The organism is Telluria sp. ZB4P37 (assembly GCF_059685855.1).
Map to the genome: position 1 here is coordinate 80,526 of NZ_JCASID010000003.1, position 18,898 is coordinate 99,423.

Consider the following 18,898-nt stretch of genomic DNA (forward strand, 5'->3'; position numbering starts at 1 on the left):
CCAAAGAAAAACGGCCCGCGCCGCGGAGGCTTGCGCCTCCCTCGACAGCGGGCCGCTGAAAACGGTCAACTTAGAAGAACTTGTAGGTCGCCATCAGGGTGAACGAGCGGCCGCGCGGGTCGGCCACGCGTGGCTCCCACGAGCTGCCGGCGCCGGTGTTGCTGTCGTAGGTGATCGCGAACGGTGGATCTTCATCGAGCAGGTTCTTGATGCCCGCGGTCAGCGACACGTTCTTGAAGCCGGTATAGGTCGCCGTCAGGTTGAAGATCGAGTACGCATCCACCTTCGGATTGTAGTTGGTCGGCTTCACCAGGCCATTGGCGACACCCGGCAGCACCTGGTCGGTATAGCCCGAACGGTAGAGGTTCTGCAGCATGCCGCTCCAGTTGCCGTATTTGTAGGTCGCGTAGGCGCTGTGCTTCCACTTCAGGCCCAGGTCGCCGGTGAAGACGAAACGGCCCACTTCGCTCGCGCCGAACGGGGCGATGCTCGTGGCGCGCGACTTTTTCTCGAGCAGGCGCGAACCGTCCAGGCCCACGCCCCATTGTGCGCCGGTGCTGAACTTGCCGTTGAAGCGGGCGCCTACCTCGACACCGCGGGTGATGCGCTCGCCCGTGTTGATCCAGCGTTGGTCGACGATCACCAGGTTGCCTGCCGCGTTGCGCACGAACGAGTCCTTGAAATACTCGTAGTTGGCGACCATCGTCGACAGGTTGAACGAATCGATCGTGTTTTCCTTACGAATCTCCCACAGGTCGGCACTGGCCGAGAAGAAGTTCGTCGGCTCGAACACGACACCGATCGAGCCCTGCTTCGCGGTTTCCGGACCCAGGTCTGGCTTGCCGCCACTATAGGTTTCCGGGTTGACCGAGACGCAGCCCGGCTTGCTGCTGTCTACCTTGCCGCCCGGGCAGGTGGCCGGATCGGCCAGGTCCTTGCCCGCGTATGGCGAGATGGTGATGCCGTTGAACAGCTGGTTGAACGACGGTGCGCGGAAGCTTTCGTTGTACGAACCGCGGAACATCAAGGAGGCCAGCGGCTGGTAACGGAAGGAGACTTTCGGGTTGGTGGTGACGCCAAAGCCCGTGTAATCGTCACGGCGGATGGCAAAGGTCAGCTCCAGATCCTTCGTCACCGGTACCAGCACTTCGGTATAGACCGCCTTGATGTCGCGTTTGATGTTGGCGAGGGCGTTGACGTCGTCGAACGGGGCGTTCAGGATCGCGCGGCGATTGGTGATGCTGCGCTCATCGCCATTGAACTTGTACTCTTCACGGCGCAGGTCGGTGCCTACTGCGGCCATGACCGCGCCCGCCGGCAACTTGAATATCTCGCCCGACACCGCAGCATCGAGTTGGGTCATCGTCGAGGTGCCGCCGTACAGCACCACGCCGGCAGCCGACGTCGACTTGATCAAATCGATGGCTTCCTGGGACTGGGACTGACCGGGCAGCAGGAAGGGGTTGATCTTGCCCGAGCCAAGCGCCGCAGCCAAAGGCGCCGTGTAGTTGTAACCGGTGCCCAAGGTCGATTTCGACTCGCTCGAGGCACGGGACAGGCCGACGCGGTAGTCGAAGCGGTTGCCGAACAGGTTCAACGGGCCATCCGCACCGATCAGCACACGCCCGGCCTTGGTCTCGGTCGCGATCTCGCGGTTGCCGCAATCCATGCAGCGCCAGCGGTAGGCGATTGGCAGGCCGTAATTCGCCGAGATGCTCGGGAATTGTTTGACCAGCGCGTTATATACATTGTTATAGGCCGGGCCGGTGCTCGGATAGAACGACGAGGCGCCGAAGGTCGAAGCGGACGGCGAAACCTGGTTCGGCGAGAAGCGCTTGGCCACTTCAACGTTCGAGCCGACGGCTTCGGCGAAGAACTGGTGTTCGCCCGCCTGGAAGGTAGCGCGCAACAGGGCGTTGCTGTTCTTGACCGGCTGCTGCAGCACGGCGGCGCGGCCGGTGTCCCAGGCGCAGCCAAAGGCAGCGCCCGGGCTGTCCCACAGCTTCTCGTCGTACGGGCCCATGCCGTCGATACTGTTACAGCCGGCGCCGCCCGGCAGGTCGAGCAGGCTGATGCCGTTATAAGTGGTGGTGCCGCCGCCCGGGATGGTCGGGCCGGTGCCGGTGCGCGAGAGCAGGCTTGGTCCGACGCTGGTGGCGAAGATGTTCGCAAATGGCGAACCGCGGGTATCGACCGACACGCCGCGATCCGGCTGGAAGGTGTTGACGAAGTCGCGCTGGTTGCCGCGCAGGGCCTTGTTCTGGCTGTGCGCCAGGGTGGCCAGCACGTTCCAGCCGTCGCTCTCCAAGTCGCCCCAGCCGCCGGTCAGCGATGCGCGGCCGATTTCGCCGCCGCTTTCCTGGGCGATGTCGGTGAAGGCCTGGGCTTCCAGGCCCTTGTAGTTCTTGCGCAGGATGAAGTTGATCACGCCGCCGATCGCATCGGTGCCGTAGATGGCCGATGCGCCGTCCTTCAGCACTTCGACGCGTTCCACTGCCGCCATCGGGATCGAGTTCAGGTCGACTGCCGAACCCTTCATGCCGTGGGTCGCCACGCGGCGGCCGTTGAGCAGCACCAGGGTCGAATCCGAGCCCTGGCCGCGCAGGTTGGCCGACGAGGCGCCGTTGTTGCCGCGCTGGGCGCCGGAGGTGACGTCGGCGTTCGAGGCCAGGTTGTCCGAGCCGTTGCCGTTGACGTTGAGCGTGGCGATCAGCTGCTCGGCGGTGACGATGCCCTGGTCTTCGAGCTGCTTGCGCGAGATGATCTCGACCGGCAGTGCGCCTTCCTTGGCGATGCGTTTGATGCTACTGCCGGTGATCTCGACACGCTGGATTTTGCCGGTGACCGGAACATCTTGGGCGACTGCCGGGCTGACGACTCCCATCAGGGCGATCAAATGGGCGAGCTTCTTTAACTTCACGCGTTTCTCCTAACGTTTTCCCTGGGCGGCCGGGGGGTCGTGACCGGCTCGTATATGTGTAATGTCTTGGCATTACGTTATTTTTTCAATTTCAGGGTACGCCGGGTTATTTGGCGCTATCCAATGAAATATCTGGCGGCCAGTATAACTAACAGGAATGTTTTATTTGGGAAAAACTCACGAAATCTAGCGCCTAGCCCGGAAGGAACGTGCTCTTTGCGCAACATCGACATCCAGATAGCGCCACTGGGTAAATTCGACCGGATGACGTTTGTAGTTTTTCAACCACGGATGGCGCAGGTCGCCCGACAGCACATGGGTCAGCGGCACCCATGGGTTGTATGCGTGGATCAGCTGGTTCATCTCGAAATACAGCTTCTGGCGCTGCGGGCCGTCGCGCAAGGCGCGTGCCTGTTCGTAGCGCTGGTTATAGGCCGGCAGGTTGAAGCGCGAGTAATTCGCGCGGCCGGCGTTGGGGCCATAAAGCAGCTGATAAAAATTGTCGCCGTCCGGGAAGTCGGCGATCCAGTTACTTTCGAACATCTGGACCGTGCCAAGGCGCGAGGCCTTGATGATCTCGGTCTTCTTGTCCGATTTGAAGGTCACGCGCAGGCCGATCGCATTCAGGCATTTACGCCACAGCTCGTCGCGCAGGCGCCCACCCACGGTCGCTTCGCTGTGCATGGTGAGGGTGAGCGGGCGGTTGTCGGGCGTGCGGCGGAATCCATCAGGATCGCGCCGCGTATAGCCGTGGCGGTCGAGCAGCGCATTGGCAAGTAGCGGGTCGTAAGGCACGGGGCTGCGGTAGGCAGGGTCGTAACCGAGCACGTTGGGCGGCAGCGGCGACTCGGCCTTGATCGCGAAGCCTTTCTTCAGCAGCGCGATGTCCTCGGCATTGTTGTAGGCCATCGAGATTGCGCGGCGCAGCGCCAGCTTGTCCTTGCCGTAGCCGCCAATGACCGGGTCGGTCATGTTCATCCACATGTAATAGGTCTGCAGCACCGGGAAGCGCGACAGATTGATGCCGCGCGCCGCCAGTTCGGGCTTGAGCTGCCCGTCACTTACCACCATGTCGGTCATCGACTCGGGGATCTGCTCGAGATAATCGTATTCGGCATTCAGGAAGCCGAGCATGCGGCCCTGGAATTCCTCGGCGATGCGCACCTCGACGCGGTCCACGCGCGGCAGGCGCTTGCCGTTCAACGCTGCGGCGATGGCTTTATCCTCGGGGTTATCCCCGGGCGTGGCCTGGAACACGGCGCTCGAATACGGGTTGGCCAGCAGGATGATGCGGTCGCTGCGCTTCCACTCCCCGATCATGAAGGGACCGGTGCCGACCGGGTGGTTGCCGGCCTGGCCGGGATACGCCTCGATCACTTCGCGCGCCACCACGCCGGTGGCGGCGGTGGCCAGGTAAAACAGGAAGTTGTTGTCCGGGGCGTTCAGGCGGATGCGGAGCAGGTAGCGGCTGGGGGCCTGCAGGCCGGCAATGGGCGCGTCAATGTTGAAATTCTTGCGCAGCGCTTCGTCGCCCGCGAGCTTGCCCTCGAACATATAGGCCCAGGGCGACTTGAGCGCCGGGTTATACAGCCGCTTGATGCTGTAGACGTAGTCCTGCGCCGTCATCTCGCGCTTGACCCCCTTGAAGGCCGGGTCGGGGGTGAAGTAGATGCCGGGGCGGATGTGGAAGGTGTAAGTGAGCCCGTCCGCGCTGATGGTGGGCATGCTGGTCGCGGTATTCGGGCGCAGCGTGGCCGGGCGCGCCAGGTAATCGTAGCGCAGCAGCGGGTCGAACAGGTTTTCCAGCAGCGAGAGCGTGGCGTTGTCCGAGGCGGAGGCCGGGTCCAGGCCCGTTTCGCTGGTGGACAGGAACATGCGCAAGACTTTTTCCTGCGGCTGGGCCGCCGGCTGCGCGCTCGCGCTGCCGGCGCACAGCAGGGAGAACATGAGGGCGGCAGTCAGGCGAAGTGTCATGGCTTTACTGGTGTGAGCTCGAGCTCCTGCACCTTGGGGTCGCGTTCGGGCGTGAGCGTGAATTTGACGTCAACCTTCCCGCGCTCACCGATCAGCGGGAAGCTGCCGCGCAGCTGGTTGTCAGCCTTGATCGGGCCAACCGAGATAATTTTACCGATCGGATCGAGCTTTTCGCGCGCGTGCACGATCCAGTCTTCGCGCGAGCGGTCGAGGAAGAAGTTTTCGGCCACGATCGCGCTCCCCAGCGAAGCGTCCCAGGTCTGCAGTAGTTGGGCCACCTGCGGATGACGCGTCGCCAGGATCGGCGATGCGGCAACCGGGCGCGGGCCGAGGTCGGCGCGCTCGAGCAGCATGTTCAGCACCTTCGACGTCGGGCCGTACACCTTCCCGTAGCGCAGGTTGGTAAAAGCAAACACCCCGACCCCGTGGTCCGGTGCGAACCGATACTGGCTGCCGAAGCCGGGTAGCCCGCCCGAATGGCCGTTGATCACCACGTCACGGCTGTCGCGCGACCATTCCAGGCCGTAGCCGTAGAAGGCAATCCGCGGATTCGGCGTCTTGCCGTCACTCAGGGTCGCCTTGGCGGCAAACTCGTCGAACACCTGCGGCCCCTGCATCTCGCGCACCGAAGCACGGCGCAGCGGTCCGCGCTCCGGGTCGTCGCGGGCCGGCCAGGCGTCCAGGTGCAAGGCGACGTAGTGCGCAAAGTCGTCCGCCGTCGTGATCAGCCCGCCCATGGCGGCGCCATCGCCATCGGGCAGGATCGGCTCGAGCTCCCAGTGGTCGCGGTTCCAGCGGTAGCCCAGCGCGAGCTTGCCCGGTGCGGCTTGCGTATATTCCCAGCGCGTGTTGTTCATCCCGAGCGGGCGTAGCACCTCGCGCGTAACGTAATCCTGGAAGCGCATGCCGGACACCTTGCTCACCACCTTGCCCAGGATGATGAACCCGAGATTGCTGTACTCGAAACCGATGCCGGGAGCGTTGGAGAACGACAGCCCGGCGCCCAGCAGCTGCTCAAACCTGGCGTTGGAAGCGGCCATCTGGCGGTCGCCCCAGGGATTGTCCTCGGGCAGCCCGGTGGTCATGGTCATCAGGTGGCGAATCGTCAGCACGGGCGAATCAAGGGTCGGCAGCTGGAGGCGGCGCAGTTCTGGCAGGTAATTGGCGACCGGATCGTCAAGCCGCAGCTTGCCCCCGTCACGCAACTTCAGCGCAGCCATCGCCACGAAGCTCTTCGTCATCGAGGCGATACGGAATTCGGTTGAACCGGTGACGGCTATCTTGCGCTCGACATCGGCCAGGCCAAGCGCGCGGGCATGCACCAGCTTGCCGTCGAGGACCACGCCGTACACCAGTCCCGGCAGGTGCTCCTTGGCGGCAAGCTCCGCGTACATCTTGTCGATCTCGGGAAGCAGCGCAGCCACGCGTTCGCCACGGCCCAAGGCTGGTGCCTGCGCGTAGCCATGTGCGGCGGCGACACTGTTAAGTACCAGGAAGAGGCTGCTCAAGATACGGCGAGACTGGCGTTGCATGCTGGGTTTCCCTCTGGTCGGCGCGAGCTGAAGAAAGATTATGCCTTGAATTTCATGCCATTAAGAAAACAAAAACCATCGGTCTCATAACTTTTGAACATGGCGCAGACGCATTCTTTCATCTATGCAGCTTGTTCCGAGCCTATACTCTCGCTGCACAATCGAACGGTATCTCAGCGGCAGCGAACTCATGGCACTCAATTACATCTGGACCGGTTTCTTCCTCGTCGGCTTCATCGCGGCTCTCGCGCAATGGCTGTTCATGGGCGACACCGAAATCTTCAAGCGCATCATCGACGGGACCTTCGACGCGGCCAAGCTGGCGGTGATGGACATCGCCCTGCCGCTGGCCGGCGTCATGACCTTCTGGCTCGGGATCATGAACGTGGGCGAAAAGGCCGGCCTGATCCAGCGTTTCGCCCACCTCATCGCGCCCTTTTTCTCGCGCATCTTCCCGGGCGTGCCGCGCGACCACCCGGCCAACGGCCACATGGTGATGAACTTCTCTGCCAACATGCTGGGCCTGGACAACGCCGCCACGCCCTTCGGCCTGAAGGCCATGGAAAGCCTGCAGTCGCTGAATCCGCAGAAGGACGAGGCGACCGACGCCCAGTTGATGTTCCTGGTGATCCAGACCTCGGGCCTGACCATCATCCCGCTGGCCGTGATGGCGCAGCGCGCAGTGCTGGGTGCGGCCAACCCGGCCGACATTTTTATCCCGACCCTGATCGCGACCTATACCGCGACGATCGCCAGCATCATCCTGGTCGGCCTGCGCCAGCGCATCAACCTGCTCCACCCCGTGGTGTTTGCCTGGATCGGCGGCACCGCCGCGCTGATCGCCTCGATGGTCTTCAGCTTCACCTATTTCCTCGACAAGGCCGAGATCCAGATGGTCTCGAGCGTCATCGCCAACCTGGTGCTGTTCTCGGTGATTGCCGCCTTCATGACGGCCGCCCTGCGCAAGCGGGTCAACGTGTTCGAGACCTTCATCGAAGGCGCCAAGGCCGGCGTCGAGACCTCGATCAAGATCATTCCCTACCTGGTCGGCATGATCGTGGCGATCAGCGTGGTGCGCAATTCGGGCGTGCTGGGCCTGATCGTGAGCGGCTTCGCCTGGGTCTTCAATGCGCTCGGCCTGCAGACCGATTTCGTCGGCGCGCTGCCGACTGCGCTGATGAAATCCCTGTCGGGCAGCGGCGCGCGCGCCATGATGATCGATGCGATCAAGACCTATGGCGTCGATTCGTTCGTCGGTCGCCTGGCCAGCATCCTGCAGGGGGCGTCCGACACCACCTTCTACATCATCGCGCTGTATTTCGGTTCAGTCGGCATCCGCAAGACGCGTTATGCGGTCAGCTACGGCCTGCTGGCCGACCTGATCGGCATCATTGCCGCCATCTTCGTCGCTTATCTCTTCTTCGGTTGAAAGGATTGCCATGCTGCGTCGCTTGACCCTCGCCACCGCTCTCTTTGCCATCCTGGGCGCGGCCCATGCCCAGCTGCCGGCGCCGATCGCGCAGGTGATGGCGCAGCAGGGCCTGCCGGAAAATTCACTCGGCGTGCTGGTGCTCAAGGGTGATGCGGTCGTGCTCTCGCACGGGGCGGCCCAACCGATGCAGCCGGCATCGACGATGAAACTGGTAACGACCCTGGCCAGCCTGGAGCGCCTCGGGCCTGCCTTCCGCGGCCGCACGGAGCTGCGCACCACGGGCACGATCGACAAGGGCGTCCTGCGCGGGAACCTGATTTTAAAAGGCGGCGCCGATGCGGACCTGTCGGGCGAAGACCTGGAGAACATGCTGCGCGCCCTGCACTACCAGGGCGTCCGCCGCATCGAGGGCGACCTGGTGCTGGACCGCCAGCTGTTCCAGCCGGCGCGCATGGACGTGGGCATTCCGCCTTTCGACGAGTCGCCCGAAGCCTATTACAACGTGATCCCCGATGCGCTGCTGGTCAACAAGAACATGCTGCAGCTCGACATGCGCTCGACCGGAAAACAGCTCAAGCTGAAGATGCAACCGGCGCTGGACCGCGTGACGATCGGCTCGGATATGACGCTGGTCGACGCCGACTGCTCGAAATGGGAAGACGGCTGGAAGCTGCCGGAAGCCGTGCGCCAGAAGGATGGCCGCATCAAGGTGGTCCTGCACGGGACCTTTCCCAAGGATTGCGCCCGCAGCTACAGCGTCAACGTGCTCGATCGCGACGACTACATCGACCGCCTGTTCCGCCAGAAGTGGAAGGAACTAGGCGGCAAATTCAGCGGCAAGGTGGTAGGTGGCGTAGCGCCCCCGGGATCGACCCTGCTGGCCGAGCACACCTCGCGCATGCTGCCCGAGCTGGTGCGCGACACGAATAAACCGTCCGACAACCTGCTGGCGCGCACCCTGTTCCTGAGCCTGGGCAGCCTGCAGGCGGATCCGGCGGCCGGCAGCTTTGCCGTTCCTGCCAATGGCGAGAGCACGGTCGCGCGGTCCGATGCCGCCGTGCGCGAGTGGATGCGCAGCCATCGGATCGACGATGCCGGTTTCGTGATCGAGAATGGCTCGGGCCTGTCGCGCCTTGAACGCATCTCGGCGCAGCAGATGGCGTATTTGCTGCAGGCCGGCCTGCGTAGCAACTGGGCGCCCGAATTCCAGTCCAGCATGCCGATTGCCGCCATTGACGGCACCCTGCGGCGGCGGCTGCACGGCACCGCGGCTGCGGGGCGTGCGCGTTTGAAAACCGGGACGCTGCGCAACGTGGTGGCGCTGGCCGGTTATGTGCCGGATGCGAACGGCGTGCCGAACGTGTTCGTGGCGATGGTAAACAGCGAGCAGGCGGGCAATGGGCGTGGGCGCGCGGTGGTGGAGGCGCTGGTAGAGTGGGTGGCGCGCTCGGGAAGCGTGCAGCCGCAGGTGGCGGCGCCTGCGGCGCCGTGAAGCGATATCAGTAGGCGCCTACGACTTCCCGCGCAGGCGGGAATCCAAGTTTGCATGCAACCAGGTAGCTTAAGCATTACACGCAGACGCTAAAGCCCCTTTGCCCCCAACGCCTCAATCTCAGCATCCCCATCATCCATCAGCCGCAGCCCCAGGTCCGCCGTCGATAGACCCAGACTCCTCCCCATCGACAGCAGCAAGCTCTGCCCCGGCGCCGCCCGATCCGGCATCAGCTGGTAGACCGGATCGGCAAACGCCTCGCTTGGGGTCGTGATTGCCCACCCCATCTCCTTGAACTGCTTGACAACGTCATCCAGCCACATCGCATTGATCAGGTTATGGTGCAGCAGCAGCACCTGCGGGATGTCCCTGCCCTGAAGGCGTTGGGCCAATGCCCGGTAAGCCAGGGCGCGCTGGCGGATATGCGCCAGGTAGGCCTGGCGGATCGGCTCCACATTGGCCTGTGGATTCTTGTCCAGCACCTCGACCAGCTTGTCGTTCAGGCGCCAGTCGCTGGTGTCGAGGGTGACATAGGCGTTGCGGTAGCCGTGCTGGCGGAGAAAAGCGCGCATGCCGTCGCGCTTGTCCTTGGTGTTCCCTTCGCGCAGATAGGTAAAGCGAAACCATTTCTGGTAGCCCGGCAGCGCGGCGATGATGCGGTCGCAGTCGAGCACTTCTTGCTGGTAGTGCGCCAGGCTGACCTTGGCGCTGTCCAGGTCCGGGTGGGTCATCGTGTGGTTGGCGACGGCATGCCCGGCCTGCCCCCAGGCGCGCGCCAGCGCCAGGCCTTCGAGACGGTCGGCGCCATTGCCGGCCGTGACGAACAGCGCAGCCCTTACCTTGTGCTTGGCCAGGGCCGACAGCATGGCCTCGTTGCGCGCCTGCGGCGACAGGCGCGGGGTCGTGGCCAGCGTCGGGCCGTCGTCGAAGGTAAAGGCGACCGACTGGGCGGCGGCGGGGACGGATAGCAGCAGGGAGACGAAAGCCGCAGGCAAGAAGAAGCGCATCGTGGCAGGCAGGAAGATTGAAAAGCCGACTATAGCCGGGCAGCGATGAGGTGTCGAAAATATTTACAGCTGGGCCTGCAGATGACCCTAAGCCCTTGATATTGCTACATGGCACACTAGTTGCTTAATGTAATTTATTCTTACAATATATCAACTAGGGCCTACCATGAACTTCCTGAAAAAGATCTGCACCATCGTCCTTCTCGCCGGCGCCACCGTCGCCAACGCCACGCCGCTGGCCTACACCTTCACCGGTCCGAGCTTCACCAGCGTGCAGGCGCCGTACACCAGCGCCAGCAAGATCACCGGCGAGGTCGGCTTCGATTCCGCGCTGCTGGACGCGAATGGCAACGGCAATGTCTATTCGTACTGGGGCAATTCGAACCCGGGCTTCGCCTGGTCGTTCGAGGATGGCTTCAACCGTTTCGACAACGTCAATACCATCTACAACTTCCATATCAGCCTGCAATTCACCAATTTTGCCGTGACCGGCTGGTATCTCGACACCACCTACGGCTGGACCTACAACGATATCTTCGTCGACCAGAACCACAACCACAGCGTCTACCAGGGCGTGATGTCGTATGGCCCGCAAGTGACCGCCGCCAACTGGAGCAAGGTGCCGGAACCAGGCAGCATCGCGCTGGTGGGCCTGGGACTGGCCGGCCTGGCCGGCATGCGCCGCCGCAAGCAGGGCAAGTAAAGAAGAGGCGCCGCGGGTCAGAGCACGCGGCGGAAAGTGCGGCGCACCAGCTCGCGGTCGCCGCAATCGAAATGCCACCACTCGGTCTTGATGCCGAGGAAGCCGGCGTCCAGCATGGCGCCGCGCAGCAGGCGGCGGTTGGCTACCTGCTGGTCAGTCAGCTGGCCGGCCACGAGGAAACCTTCCTCCAGCGCCGGATGCGACAGCTCGGTCATGTCGTCGAAACCGGTGCCCATGTCGAGCTCCACGCCCGCTTCATCGAGCAGGGTGATGTCGAGTGCCATCCCGTACGAATGGATCGAGCCTCGCACCGGGTTGGCCAGGTACATCTGCAGGCCCGTACCTTCCAGGGCATTCCACAGCTGTTCCTGCACGCGCTGCGGGCGCAGGGCGTCGAGCACCAGCGCGGTGTAGCCGGGACGCTCCTGCGCCAGCCAGGCCACGACCTTTTCCAGCGCCTCGGCGGCATCGCGGTGCAGCCAGGCGCAATCGAAGGTCGAGTACAGGTCGCGCCCGACGAAGTTATTGCTGCTTGCGTAGCGCAGGTCGACGGCAATGCCCTCGATGCTCGAAAGATGGCGGAATTCCGGGCTGCCGGCGATGTCTTCGCTGGCCACGCCCGATTCCAACCCGATGCTGGTCATGCACGACCCTTGTCGAGACAGGCGCGCGCGGTCGCGCCGATACAGTTGGCCAGCTCGCGCGCCCCGTGCGACAGCGGGGAATGGCTGGCACTGAGCAAATACAAATGCACCGGGATCGCCGGCGCCCACTCGCGGCACTGCACCTTGCCCGGCGTGGCCGAGGCGGCGGTGAATGGGTCGAGCACGGCCATGCCGGCGCCGGCTTCCACCAGCGAACGGGCGATCTGGTAGGTCTGCACCACGGTGTGGTAGACCGGCTGCACGCCCTGGGCTTCGCAGGCCGCGACCACGATCTCGCCGAGCGGGTCGCCGTCGTTCAGGCCGATGAGTTCACCGACCAGGCCTTCGGCGCCGAAAGGCAGGGCCAGTTCTTCTTCGGTCCACGTCCCACTAGGTGCCATCACGGTCAGGTTGCCGTGGGCGATCGGCTCGGCCACGATGCCGGGGTGGCGCGGGTCCTGCAGCGATAGCGCGAGGTTGGCTTCGCCCAGGCGCAGCGCGTTGACGATCTCGCTGGTGTGGTGGGTCGCCAGTTCGCAGCGCGCCATCGGGAAGTCGCGGCGCCAGGCCGACATCGCCTGCGGCAGCACGCTGATGGCGATGGTGGGCGTCGATACCAGGCGCACGGTTTCGACCGCGCGGCCCTTCAGGCTGGCCGCCAGGCGGCGAATGCCCTGCAGGTCGCGGTTCAGCTTTTCGGTTTCCACGAACAGGCGATGCGCTTCCGGTTTCGGATAGAGCTTGCCGCGCACGCGCTCGAACAGCGGCATGCCCAGCTGCAGCTCGGCGTGCTGCAGGACCTTCGTCACCGCAGGCTGCGAGATGTGGAGAACCTGGGCGGCACCGCTGATGGTACCGACCTGCATGATGGCGTGGAAAACTTCGATATGACGCAGGCGCATCGCTTTATCCTTCAGTAGAGTCTCCGCGCACCGGGCGCGGATTGGTCGAAGGATACAGGGAAAACCCGGCTGGGGCGACCGTCACGGCGTGTTCGGAACGGTTGCCGCCGGCGCCCCGGCCGCGGTCGCCGGTGTCGTCGTCGGGACTGGCGGGCTGACGGGCGTCGGCTCCGGCGCCGGTACCGCCGGACTCGGGAGCGGCAGCGGTGCGGCCGGGGCGGGCGCCGCTTCCGGGATGACCGGGGCCGGCGGGGTCGCGGGCGGCAGCGGCGGCACCGGCATCGTGATCACCGGCGGCACCACAGGCAGCGGCGCGTTGGCCGGCGTGGTCAGCACTTCCAGCAGCGAGGCGGTTTCGGCGTCCAGGTTGCCGGCGATGTCCGCAGGACGGTATTTCATCTGGAAGGCCGACAGCACGGTGCGGGTCTGCGGGTCCAGCAGGCCGCTTTGCACGATGCTGTAGCCGTGGGTAGCCAGCTTGCGCTGGAACCAGGCGGCGTCCGGCAGCAGAGCCTCGAAGGCCGGGCGCACGGCGGCCACGCGGTTGGCGTCTGGCCACGCGACCAGGCCGGCCTGGGCCAGCTGCTGCCACGGGAACAGCGGACCCGGATCCTGCTTGCGCTGCGGGGCGATGTCGCTGTGGCCCAGCACGTTCTCGGGCGCGATGCCGTGGCGCTGGACGATGTCCTTCACCAGCCCCACCAGGGCGTCGACCTGGGTCTGCGGGAAAGGCGCGTACACGCGGCCGGCCGGCGTGTCCTTCCAGCCGGCGTTGACGATCTCGATGCCGATCGAGCTGTTGTTAAGCTGCGTATAGTTCTTCCAGCTCGAATTGCCGGCATGGTAGGCCGCCCGGGTCTCGTCGACCAGGCGGTAGATGACCGGCTGGGGCGCGTCCGTGAGCAGGTAGTGAGCGCTTACCTGCTGTTCGGTCAGGATCTTGATCGAGGCCGGCGTATCGGCCACCGTGTAATGCAGCACCAGGAAGCGGGCGCGGCTCGACTGGCCCTTGGCGTTGTAGGTCGTGTCGATCTTCGGACCCAGGGGTTCGACGGGCGCGGTGGCGCAGCCTGCCAGCAGGGCGAGGATGACGGGGACGATCAGGGTTTTCATCTTGGAACAATCCTGTACTGTTATTGGGTGGGTGCGGCGGCCAGCCGCGCGGCCGCGTAGTGGGCGCGCAGGCCGGTCTGGCTCAGCGTGGCGTCTGGCGGCAGGGCCGCGCGCATGGTTTCGACGATGGCCGGGTGCAGCTCGGCGGCGCGGCCGGCCAGCGCCACCGGGCGCGGGCCGAAGCGCCGGATCAGTGCCAGCGCCAGGCGCGCCAGCTCGGTGCCGGCTTCGCGCAGGATAGCAGCGGCCGCCGGATCGCGCTCCGCGGTCGCGGCCACCGCGATCGCCAGCTTGCCGACTTCGCCGCGCTCGCGGCCATAGATGAACTGGCGCGAGAACGACCAGTCCGAGCCGCCCACGTGCTGGAACACCGCGTGCGCCATCGGCGACTCTTCCCAGGCGCCGGGGCGCTCGTCCTCGAGGCGCCAGATGTGGCGCAGCGCTTCGCGCGCAATCCAGAAGCCGCCGCCGCCGTCGTCCAGCACCACGCCGCGCCCGCCCGCGCGGTGAAAACCGCCGCGCTCGTCGATGAAGGCGCCGATCGAGCCGGTGCCGGAATACACGAGATAACCCTCGCCCGGCTTGAAGCTGGCGAGGTAGGCGATTTCGATGTCGTTGCTAAACGCTACCGCGCCGGGGGCCAGGCCGAGCAGGCTGCCCAGCCATTGCTGCAGCTGTTCGCCTTCACCGCCAAAGCCGGTCAGGCCGGCGCGCACCGCGGCCGGTCGGCCCTGCGCCAGCACCGCGCGCGCGATGCCGGCAAAGGCGGCCTGCACGGAATCGCGCCCTTCGGCGCTGCCCATCTGCAGGGCCGACAGGCCCGGCGCAGTGCCCTCGGCGACGATGCGCCCGCCGGGCGCGGCCAGGGCCCAGCGGGTCTGGGTGCCGCCGGCATCGATGCCCAGGCCAAGGCCTTCTTGCTGCTGCTGTTCGGAGTTAGACATAGTCCGCAAGTGTACGTCGTGGCCGCGCCTGCACGCGAATGAATGCTGGCGGTGTTCATATGAACAAAGCTTATGAGCCTTGTATCGTCTTTACGGTTTGCTCCAGGCCTGCACGCGAGCGCCCTCGTTGCCGAGGCGGTCCACGGCGCTCACATACACCAGGTTGGCCGCGCCCAGCCTGGCGTCGTCCGGCACTGTCCAGTCCACGCGCGAAGCCGGGGCCACCGCGAAGCGCCACTCGCTGCCGTGGCGCGCCCAGATCGCATACAGCGCGGTCCCCTTGCCCGCCTTGAGTTTCAAGCCGACGCCGTCCTTGCGCAGCGCACTCGTTACCTGCGGCGTACCGGGGCGCTCACTGGAGAGCCAGGTGGTGGCCGGCACCAGCGCCTGCCCGCCATACGTGGTGGCGCGCAGCTGGTCGCTGATGCCCTTGCGGTTCTGCGTGAGCGCGACCATGCTGAAGTGGACGTGGCCGGTGGCCAGCGGGCGGGCGCGCGTGACGGCGATCTGCTGCAGGATCTCGTCCGGCTCGAACTGCTTGGTCGGGGCCGGCGCGCCGATGCGGCTGGTGAACAGGCCCGGCCACATGTGGCGGCCCTGCGTGTTCTGGCCGATCCAGTAATCGAGCAGCACCGGGTAGGACTGGGCCGGCTGCGCGATCGACCAGTATAGCTGCGGCGTGAAGTAGTCCAGCCAGCCGTTTTGAAGCCATAGCTCGGCATCCGCATACAGCTTGTCGTACTGCGAAAAGCCCAGGATGCCCGGCGGGCGGCGGTCCGGGCGGCCCAGGCCGAAGGGGCTGATGCCGAAGCGCACCCAGCTCTTTTCGCGGTGGATGCCCTTGTACATGGCCTCGATCAGGCGATTGACGTTGTCGCGGCGCCAGGACGGGCGATCGAGCTTGCCGCCGCCCGCCAGGTAGCGTTCCCAGGCCGGGGTGTCGGGGAAGTCCAGCTCCGGCTTGGCCGCTGCTTTTCCATTGCTGTTGCCATCGAGGGCCGATGCATTGCCGGCGACGTCAGGCGCTTCGATCGGATAGGGATAAAAATAGTCGTCGATGTGCACGCCGTCGATGTCGTAGCGGCGCACCACGTCGAGGATTACGTCCATGGTCTGCTTCGAGGCGGCTTCCTCGCCCGGATCCATCCACATGAACTTCCCGTAGCGCTTCACGGCGGACGGGATGGTATTGGTGATATGGTTCGGCGCGCTTGGGGAGCGTGCATTGTCGTGGCGCGCGCGGTAGGGGTTGAACCAGGCGTGCAGCTCCAGCCCGCGCGCATGCGCCTGGCTCACCCAGAATGCCAGCGGGTCATAGAAAGGCTGCGGCGGCTTGCCCTGCGCGCCGGTCAGGTATTCGGTCCAGGGCTCGATCTTCGAGGGATAGATCGCATCGGCGGCCGGGCGCACCTGCAGCACGATGGCGTTCAACTTGAGCCCCACGGCGCGGTCGAGGATGGCGATGGCTTCCTGCTGCTGCTGCGCGGCGGGCAAGCCCGGCTTGCTCGGCCAGTCGATGTTGGCAACCGTCGACACCCAGGCCGCGCGGAATTCGCGCGGGGCCGGCGGTGGCGCGGGGGCTGCATCTTCCGGCTTGCCCGGCTGCGTGGTGCAGGCGGTCATCAGGCCGCCGAGGGCCAGCGCACTGGTCAGCCCAGCCAGCGTCAGCGCGCGTTTCTTCAAATCGGGTTTCAATTTCGCTCCAATATTCTTGTTCAGACTTTAACGAACCACCGCTTGCGCCACATGGCATACGCGATCGCGAACATGCAGGCGTTGAACAGGATGGCATATAACAGTGAGGTGTTGACGGGGCCCAGCGGCAGCGCCTTGATCGGCGCGTACAGGCTGCGGCCCAGCGGGAGCTGGCTGCCATCGGGCTGCGCCAGCTTGATAAAGCCGAGCATCTTGGCCACGAAGCCGGAGAACGCGAAGATGAACAGCGCGTTCATCCCGTAGACCACAAACGGTTTCGCCCACACGGCAGCGCGCTCGCGCACCAGCGCATGCGGCGCGGCGTCGAGCAGCCAGAAGAAGACACCGAAGGCCAGCAATGCCCAGCCGGTCATCCACAGGCAGTACGACACCGTCCACAGGCTTTTATTGATCGGCATAAGCACCGCATCCAGGCTCGATCCCAGCGCCAGGAACACCAGGCCGGCGAACAGCATCCACACGGTTTGCTCGATGCGCGGCAGGTGTGAGCCCAGCACGCGTCCGGCGAGCACGCCGAACAGCTGGCTGCACAGGGCCGGGATGGTGCTGACCAGCCCTTCCGGGTCCCAGGTTTTCGATTGCACCCACATGTGGCCATCCAGCACCATGCCGTCGACCCAGGCGCCGAAGTCCTTGCCCGGTTCGAGCACGCCGGCCCCGATGCCGGGCACCGGTACCCACAGCATCAGCAGCGCGTACAGCGCCAGCAGCGCGCTCGCGACCGCGAGCTGGGCGCGCCAGCCGAGGTAGACCACGATCGGTGCGGCCAGCAACGTGCACAGGGCGATGCGCTGCAGCACACCCGGGATGCGCACGGCGCCGAGGTTAAAGTGCGGGATCAAATTGAGCACGAAGCCGATCAAAAAGATCAGCGCGGCGCGCCGGGCCAGCTTGCGCAGCAGGCGCGGTTTGTCGGCGCCGCTTGCGGCCAGGCGCCCGAGCGAAAGCGTCATGGCGACGCCGCCGATGAACAGGAAGAAGGGGAAGATGCAGTCGGTGAAGGTCCAGCCGTTCCACTTGGCGTGGGCCAGCTGGGCGTGCAAATTGCCCCAGTCGCCCGGGTTATTGACGAGCACCATCGCGGCGATCGTGAAGCCGCGGAAGGCGTCGAGCGAAATCAGGCGCACCGGTGCATCGCGCATTGCTACATATTCTCCTGGTGTCTGTTTTGTAGGGTGGCGGGTCTCCCGCCCACCCTACGAGCTTGTGGCTACTTCTTGCCGAATTCCGGGTCGATCTTCACGAGGGCCGCCATGATGAAAGCGGGAATCGTGGACATGCAGGCCCAGATGAAGAAATGCTGGTAGCCGAGGTATTCCTGCAGATCGCCGCTCCACATGCCCGGTACCATCATGCCCAGCGCCATCAGGCCGGTGCAGATCGCGTAGTGGGCGGTCTTGTGCTCGCCCTCGCAGACCATGATCATGTACAGCATCATCGCGGTGAAACCAAAGCCGTAGCCGAACTGCTCGACCGCCAGCGACGCGCACACGAGGGCGAAGCTGGTCGGCTGGGCGTGCGACAGGTAGACGAACACCAGGTCCGGCAGGTGCACGGCGAACACCATCAGCCACAGGCAGCGCTTGAGCCCCAAGCGCGAGATCAGGTAGCCGCCGGCCAGGCCGCCCAGGGTCAGGAAGGCGATGCCGATGGTGCCGTAGGCGATGCCGTATTGCGCGGTGGTGAGGCCCAGGCCGCCCTTGGCCAGCGGGTCCTTCAGGAAGGGCGCCACGAGTTTGAGCAGCTGTGCTTCGCCAAGGCGGAAGGTCAGGATGAAGCCGAGGATCAGCCAGATGTCGCGCTTGCGGAAGAACAGCGCGAAGGTCACGAAAAAGTCGCGCAGCGGGTTGTCGGTGCGGGCGACCTTGTGGTCGGAATCGGGGCGGGGCAGGATGAAGCCGTGCCACAGGAAGGCCAGGAAGAAGAACGCGGCGAGCACGAAGAACACGATCGACCAGGCCTGGTGGACGTCGCCTAGCCGGGTGGCCAGGTAACCGGCCAGCACCACCAGCGGGCCCTGGCCGGCCAGCGTCGCCAGGCGGTAGAAGGTCGAGCGCACGCCGACGAAGGCGGCCTGCTGCTTCTGGCGCAGGCCCAGCATGTAGAAGCCGTCGGCCGAGATGTCGTGGGTGGCCGAGCTGAAGGCCATCAGCCACATCACGGCCAGGCTGGCAACGAAGAAATTCGGCAGGTGCAGCGTCAGGCCCACCGCAACGAGCGAAGCGGCCACCCCCAGTTGCAGCAGCACCGTCCAGCGGCGCTTGGTGCCGAACATGTCGACGATGGGCGACCACAGGGGCTTGATCACCCAGGGCAGGTAGAGCAGGCTGGTATAGAAGGCGATGTCGGAGTTCGAGATCCCCATGTCCTTGTACATGATCACCGACAGGCTCATCACCACCACATAGGGGATGGCCTGCGAGAAGTACAGGGAAGGTATCCAGGCCCACGGATTGGCCTGCGGCGGGCTGGAAGGCGACGGGCTTTTTGCTAACGAAGTCTGCATAGGTCTTTCGTGT

12 protein-coding genes and 2 pseudogenes are annotated in these 18,898 nt (G+C 65.0%); 3 read left to right on the forward strand and 11 right to left on the reverse strand.

The genetic code is table 11. The features are described 5' to 3' along the window. Positions 1–70: 70 nt before the first annotated feature. The 3 genes from AC56K1_RS07670 to AC56K1_RS07680 form a co-directional block, all read right to left on the reverse strand. The gene (locus AC56K1_RS07670) at positions 71–2,920 is read right to left on the reverse strand and encodes a TonB-dependent receptor domain-containing protein (protein ID WP_497157253.1); all 2,850 of its coding nucleotides are present in this window, start codon (positions 2,918–2,920) and stop codon (positions 71–73) included. 186 nt (positions 2,921–3,106) lie between these two features. Beyond that, on the reverse strand, positions 3,107–4,894 hold the full coding sequence (locus tag AC56K1_RS07675; RefSeq protein ID WP_497157254.1) for an ABC transporter substrate-binding protein: 1,788 nt from the start codon (positions 4,892–4,894) through the stop codon (positions 3,107–3,109). Beyond that, positions 4,891–6,426 (reverse strand): serine hydrolase domain-containing protein, encoded by a 1,536-nt coding sequence (locus AC56K1_RS07680; protein ID WP_497157255.1) that lies wholly within the window; start codon positions 6,424–6,426, stop codon positions 4,891–4,893. The genes AC56K1_RS07675 and AC56K1_RS07680 overlap by 4 nt, the downstream gene beginning before the upstream one ends. Before the next feature lie 190 nt (positions 6,427–6,616). On the opposite strand from AC56K1_RS07680, the gene AC56K1_RS07685 reads away from it, so the two are divergent. Together AC56K1_RS07685 and dacB are read left to right on the forward strand one after the other, a co-directional pair. After that, a complete protein-coding gene (locus AC56K1_RS07685; protein WP_497157256.1) occupies positions 6,617–7,855 on the forward strand; it encodes a nucleoside recognition domain-containing protein in 1,239 nt (412 codons plus the stop codon). Between the two features lie 10 nt (positions 7,856–7,865). After that, entirely contained in the window at positions 7,866–9,350 is a 1,485-nt protein-coding gene (gene dacB / locus AC56K1_RS07690; RefSeq protein WP_497157257.1) for a D-alanyl-D-alanine carboxypeptidase/D-alanyl-D-alanine endopeptidase, read from the forward strand. Between the two features lie 89 nt (positions 9,351–9,439). Here the strand turns inward: dacB and AC56K1_RS07695 are convergent, their stop codons facing one another. Next, positions 9,440–10,357 (reverse strand): polysaccharide deacetylase family protein, encoded by a 918-nt coding sequence (locus AC56K1_RS07695; protein ID WP_497157258.1) that lies wholly within the window; start codon positions 10,355–10,357, stop codon positions 9,440–9,442. A gap of 613 nt (positions 10,358–10,970) precedes the next feature. Here AC56K1_RS07695 and AC56K1_RS07700 point away from each other — a divergent pair. Further along, positions 10,971–11,060: pseudogene (locus AC56K1_RS07700) on the forward strand (PEP-CTERM sorting domain-containing protein); the annotation flags it as partial. A gap of 17 nt (positions 11,061–11,077) precedes the next feature. Here AC56K1_RS07700 and AC56K1_RS07705 read toward each other — a convergent pair. From AC56K1_RS07705 to AC56K1_RS07735, 7 genes and pseudogenes are all read right to left on the reverse strand, one after another. Further along, the gene (locus AC56K1_RS07705; RefSeq protein ID WP_497157259.1) at positions 11,078–11,704 is read right to left on the reverse strand and encodes a M15 family metallopeptidase; all 627 of its coding nucleotides are present in this window, start codon (positions 11,702–11,704) and stop codon (positions 11,078–11,080) included. Beyond that, entirely contained in the window at positions 11,701–12,606 is a 906-nt protein-coding gene (locus AC56K1_RS07710; RefSeq protein ID WP_497157260.1) for a LysR family transcriptional regulator, read from the reverse strand. The genes AC56K1_RS07705 and AC56K1_RS07710 overlap by 4 nt, the downstream gene beginning before the upstream one ends. 330 nt (positions 12,607–12,936) lie before the next feature. Then, a pseudogene (locus AC56K1_RS07715) lies at positions 12,937–13,719 on the reverse strand (N-acetylmuramoyl-L-alanine amidase); the annotation flags it as partial. Positions 13,720–13,739: 20 nt separating this feature from the next. Then, complete coding sequence (locus AC56K1_RS07720) at positions 13,740–14,663, reverse strand: N-acetylglucosamine kinase (protein WP_497157261.1); 924 nt, start codon at positions 14,661–14,663, stop codon at positions 13,740–13,742. A 90-nt stretch (positions 14,664–14,753) separates the two neighbouring features. Continuing rightward, the gene (locus AC56K1_RS07725) at positions 14,754–16,358 is read right to left on the reverse strand and encodes a glycoside hydrolase family 10-like protein (protein WP_497157262.1); all 1,605 of its coding nucleotides are present in this window, start codon (positions 16,356–16,358) and stop codon (positions 14,754–14,756) included. Positions 16,359–16,378: 20 nt separating this feature from the next. Next, positions 16,379–17,521, reverse strand: coding sequence for an acyltransferase family protein (locus AC56K1_RS07730; protein WP_497157263.1), 1,143 nt, complete (start codon positions 17,519–17,521; stop codon positions 16,379–16,381). Between the two features lie 68 nt (positions 17,522–17,589). Next, complete coding sequence (locus AC56K1_RS07735) at positions 17,590–18,885, reverse strand: MFS transporter (RefSeq protein WP_497157264.1); 1,296 nt, start codon at positions 18,883–18,885, stop codon at positions 17,590–17,592. Positions 18,886–18,898 lie beyond the last annotated feature (13 nt).